The organism is Vibrio sp. YT-19(2023) (assembly GCF_033337395.1).
On the sequence record NZ_JAWOQN010000466.1, the window covers coordinates 1 to 715 of the forward strand.

Genomic DNA, 715 nt, shown 5'->3' on the forward strand with positions numbered 1-715 from the left:
GCCCCCCATTGGGAACCATTCCAAGTGATAACTAAACAAAGTAATCAATAACACGCCAACCACATAGCCAGGCAAGGCATAACCGACGAATATCAAAATGGAGGAGGTGGAATCAAACACAGAACCGTGCTTGAGGGCTTTGTAATAGCCAAGCGGTATCGAGATGAAGTAGCTGATAAAGAAAGTCATGCCACCATAAAACAGCGAAACAGGCAGACGCTCTGCAATCATATCCGATACTGGTTCGTAATAACGCGTTGATTCACCCAAGTCCAACGTCACTAATCGACTCAACCAATCAACGTAAGCTTCCATCACAGGTTTATCCAACCCGTAGAATGCGTTTAGCTCAGCGATTTGCTCATCAGACAGTGCAGTATTGCCACCCGCTGACGTCATCGATGCTGCGCCGTCTCCCTGAGACTGCATTTGTGACAGCATGCGTTCAACTGGCCCACCCGGTACAAATCGAGTGATGGCAAAGATAAGAATGGTGATACCGAGAAACGTCGGAATGACTAACGCTAAACGGCGTAAAAAGTACGACAGCATATACAACTTGCTCCTTGTCTACTGTCCAAATTAGGCGGGTTTGGTGGGAAGTTTCCGGCCCAAAATGGTGCATATCTATCCGCGTAGTAACTAAAGCTGTTGAAACACACTCCCTGCGATTCAATAACTAGTTTTTTCTTCTACGGCAATAATTTCAGCGTCA

General features: G+C 46.3%; 1 pseudogene. It reads right to left on the bottom strand.

The annotated features are described in order from the left end of the window. Nucleotides 1-552, bottom strand: a pseudogene (locus R7E78_RS26545) (ABC transporter permease); the annotation flags it as partial. Between the last annotated feature and the right edge of the window lie 163 nt (nucleotides 553-715).